General features: G+C 67.3%; 2 protein-coding genes. Both read left to right on the forward strand.

What is annotated here, in order from left to right; all coding sequences use genetic code 11:
- Positions 1 to 4549 (forward strand): SDR family NAD(P)-dependent oxidoreductase (locus AC5WS7_RS40460; RefSeq protein ID WP_495959964.1); only part of this gene is annotated, 4549 nt, incomplete at its 5' end.
- 13 nt (positions 4550 to 4562) lie between these two features.
- The coding region (locus tag AC5WS7_RS40465) for a beta-ketoacyl synthase N-terminal-like domain-containing protein (protein ID WP_495959965.1) at positions 4563 to 4769 on the forward strand (207 nt) is incomplete at its 3' end.

The raw sequence follows: 4769 nt of genomic DNA on the forward strand, positions 1-4769 counted from the left end.
TGGGTTGTGGCGGTCGGTGGGGGTGTGTGCGGATGCGGTGATCGGGCATTCGCAGGGGGAGATCGCGGCGGCGTGTGTGGCGGGTGCGTTGTCGTTGCGGGATGCGGTTCGGGTGGTGGCGTTGCGGAGTCGGTTGTTGTTGGCGCTGTCGGGTTCGGGTGGGATGGTGTCGCTGGCTGTTGGTGTGGATCGGGCGCGTGAGTTGGTGGCCGGTTGGGGGGATGCGTTGAGTGTGGCCGCGGTCAACGGGCGTTCGGCCGTGGTGGTGTCGGGCGCGTCGATCGCGTTGGCGGAGTTGCTCGTTCACTGCGAGGGCCACGACATCCGGGCGCGGCGGATCGATGTCGACTACGCGTCACATTCTGCTCAGGTCGAGAAGATTCGCGATGGTCTGGCTGCGGCGTTGGCGGGTATCGAGCCACGTACCTCGGAGATCGCGTTCTTCTCGACCGTAACCGGAACCCTCTGTGACACAGCTCATCTCGACGGTGAGTACTGGTACCGCAATCTCCGGCAGACCGTGGAGTTCGATACCGCGGTGCGTGCGGCGTGCGAGCAGGGGTATCGGGTGTTCGTCGAATCGAGTCCGCATCCGGTGTTGATCGCCGGAATCGAGGATACGGCGGCTGGGTTCGCCGAAGGTGCCGACTCCGTCGCCATTCCATCGCTCGGGCGTGACGACGGCGGACTCGACCGGTTCCTGCTCTCCGTCGCGCAGGCGAACGCCCGTGGTGTGAGTGCGCAATGGCGGCGGCTGTTCGCCGGGACGACCGCTCGTCGAATTCCCTTGCCGACGTATGCTTTCCAACGACAGCGGTTCTGGCTGTCGAGTACGGCCACGGCTGGTGATGTGAGCCGGTTCGGTGTGGGAGAGACCGGGCACGCATTGTTGGGCGCGGCGGTCGAACAGCCCGATACCGGCGGAGTGGTCTTGACCGGGCGGCTGTCGCTGACGGCGCAACCGTGGCTCGCCGATCACGCGGTATCGGGTGTGGTGGTCTTCCCGGGCGCCGGATTCGTGGAACTGGTCGTGCGAGCCGGTGACGAAGTCGGCTGCGGTGTGATCGATGAGCTGATCCTGCGGACACCCATGGCATTACCGGCCGAGGGCTCGGTGCGGGTACAGGTGCTCGTCGGCGGCGCGGACGGTGCCGGACGGCGGACGGTATCGGTGTACTCGCGCCGAGCCGAGGACTCCGGGTGGACCGTGCACGCCGAAGGCACGCTGAGCGGCGACGACGTTGAGCCGCAAGGTCCGGACCTTTCGCTGTGGCCTCCGGCCGGAGCGGTCGCGGTCGACGTATCCGAGGCCTATGCGCGATTGCTCGGCCGGGGATACGAATACGGCCGCGCGTTCCGGGGATTGCGCGCGATGTGGCGGCGAGGCGCGGAAGTGTTCGCCGAGGTCGCCATGCCCCCGGACGCCGGCGTGGACGTCGCCGGTTTCGGCGTGCATCCGATACTGCTGGATGCGGCTCTGCACGCGGTGCTGGTCGCTGCCGGAACGGACGGAACCACATTGCCGTTCGCCTGGGAAGGCGTATCGCTGCACGCTGCCCGGGCCGGGGCGGTGCGTGTGCGAGTGAGCCCGGCCGAGTCCGGCGCGGTGTCCCTGGAATTGGCTGACAGCGCGGGGCTTTCGGTGCTGACGGCGCGTTCGGTGATCATGCGCCCGGTGACGGCTCAGCAGTTGCGTGCGGCGGCAGGGGGGCACGTCGGCAGCGGTACGGACAACATCCTCGAGGTCATGTGGGCGCCTGCCCCGACCACCTCGGCGGCCGCCTTGCCGGTAACCACGGTCACCTGGGAGATATTCGAAAAGCACAGGGCTGCCGGTGACGTGGTGGCGGCCGAGTCGGTAGGCGCCGATGCCACCCGGATGACACCGGATGCGGTGGTATTGGAGGTGAGGGCGCGGCGGGGCGAAATTGTGCCCGCTGTCTACGATGCCGTCCACCAGGTCTTGCGAGTGCTGAAAAAGTTTCTGGCGCAGGATGTTTCGAGCCCGCTGATTGTCGTGACGCGTGGTGCTGTGGCGCTGCCGGGAGAAGCGATGACGGATCTGGCCGGTGCGGCGGTGTGGGGGTTGGTGCGCTCGGCGCAGACGGAGAATCCCGGGCGAATCGTGCTGGCCGACACCGATGGTCACCTCGATGCGGCCGCGATCCTGTCGGCCGGGGAACCGCAGGTGCTCCTGCGCGACGGGATCGCGCACATCGCTCGCCTCGCCGCACCGCCCGTCGATGAGATGTTGGCGCCGCCGGACGTTCGGTCCTGGCGCCTGGGCATCACGGAGAAGGGCACGCTGGAAAACCTGATCCTGGAACCCTTCCCGCGCGGCGATGCACCGCTCGAGGCCGGTCAGGTGCGGGTGGCGGTGCAGGCGGCCGGAGTGAACTTCCGTGACGTACTGATCGCACTGGACATGTATCCCGCGCGCGATGCCGTGCCGGGAAGTGAGGCCGCCGGAGTGATCGTCGAGATCGGTTCCGCGGTAAGCGGTTTCGCGGTGGGTGACCGGGTCATGGGGTTGCTCATCGGCGCCGGTCCGCGTGTGGTCGCCGATCACCGGATGGTGACGAGGATTCCCGCCGGGTGGTCCTTCGCACAGGCCGCCGGAGTGTCGGTGGCCTTCCTGACCGCTTATTACGCGTTGGCGGATCTGGCCGAGGTGCGAGCCGGTGAATCGTTGCTGTTGCATGCCGCAACCGGCGGAGTGGGGATGGCCGCGGTGCAATTGGCCGCACACTGGGGGCTCGAGGTCTTCGCGACGGCGAGCCGGGCGAAGTGGGATACGTTGCGAGCCTTGGGCTTCGACGAGGACCACATCGCTGATTCGCGCACGCTGGAGTTCGAGCAGAAGTTCCGCACCGGCTCCGCGGGACGCGGCGTGGACGTGGTGCTGGACGCGCTGGCCGGTGAGTTCGTCGACGCGTCGCTGCGGTTGCTCTCGCGCGGTGGACGTTTCGTCGAGATGGGCAAGTCCGATATCCGCGATGCGAAGACGATCGCCGACCGGTATCGGGGTGTGCGTTATCGGGCGTTCGACCTGTTCGACGTGGATCCCGCCCGGATCCAGCGGATGCTCGGCGATCTGGTCGAGCTGTTCGAGGCCGGGGTCCTGCGACCACTGCCGGTCACCACCTGGGATGTGCGACGCGCGCCGGATGCCTACCGATTCCTCGGGCAGGCCCGGCACACCGGCAAGCTCGTCCTGACGATGCCCGGTTCGTTCACCTCGGGCACGGTACTGATCACCGGCGGCACCGGTATGGCCGGGGCCGTACTGGCCCGGCATCTGGTGGTCGAGCACGGTGCGCGAAACCTGCTGCTGGCCAGTCGAAGTGGCGCACAAGCCGCGGGGGCGGATGATCTGGTGACGGAGTTGTCCGAAGCGGGCGCTCGGGTGCGGGTGGTGGCGTGCGATCTGGCCGACCGCGACGCGGTGGCGCGGATGTTGGCCGAGATTCCGGTGGATGCTCCCTTGTCCGCGGTGATCCACGCCGCCGGTGTGCTCGACGATGCGCCGGTCGAATCGCTGAGCGCCGAACGCGTGGACCGGGTGTTGCGTGCGAAGGTCGATGGCGCCTGGAACCTGCACGAGCTGACTCGCGGTATGAATCTTGCCGCCTTCGTGTTGTTTTCGTCCGTCGCCGGGACGGTGGGTACACCCGGGCAGGCAAACTACGCCGCCGCCAACGCCTTTCTGGACGGGTTGGCCGCACATCGGCGGGCGGAGGGGTCGGCCGCGGTGTCGTTGGCGTGGGGATTGTGGGCTCGGGCCGGCGGCATGACCGGACATCTGGCGACACGGGATATGGCACGGATGAGTCGCGGTGGCCTGGTCGCGATGTCGTCGCAGGACGCGGTCATGTTGTTCGACAACGCGTTACGTCTCGACCGTCCCTGCCTGGTGCCGGCGCGCTTCGATCTGTCGGGAGTTCGTTCCCGGGCGGATGCGCCCGCACCGCTGCTCGCGGGACTGGTCCGCGCTCCGGGGCGGCGATCGGCCGATGACGGAGCGGAGCAGCCGAGCTCGACGTTGGCCCAGCAATTGCACGGGCTCGCCGAGGAAGAGCGGTACACGCGGCTGCTGCGGTCGGTGCGTTCGCAGGCGGCGGTGGTGCTGGGGTATTCCGGACCAGAGGATGTCGCGCCCGACGCGGCATTCCGCGATGTGGGCTTCGATTCACTGACCGCGGTCGAGCTGCGTAACCGGCTGAAAGCGGTGACCGGACAGTCTTTGTCGTCCACCCTCGTCTTCGATTATCCGACCCCGGCGGCTCTTGCGCGGTATCTGCTTGACCGGTTCGAGCTCGGGTCACCGAGCAGGGCCGATGCGGGCCCGTCCGGGGAGGCCGAGATCCAGCAGCTCGTTTCGTCCATACCCATCGATACCCTCCGCCGGTCGGGAGTTCTGGATACCTTGCTGCGGCTGGCGAATTCGCCGGACGAGCCGAACCCGTCGAATCACAAAGAAGAAGATCTCGCCGATATGAGCTTGGACGACCTTCTCACTGTCGCTCTCGGTGATCAGGACGATCGATGAATGTGGAGACCGCATGACTACGAAGCTCGACCAGGCGACCGAGGCGTTGCGCAAGGCACTCATTCAGATCGAGCGGTTGAAACAGCAGAACAGGACACTGGTCGAGCGTTCTCGCGAGCCGATCGCGATCGTGGGCGCCGGATGCCGGTTTCCGGGCGGTGTCGAGTCCCCGGACGATCTGTGGGACCTGGTATTTCGCGGTACGGACGCCGTATCGGAG

This window comes from Nocardia sp. PLKS1-43, from assembly GCF_059510335.1.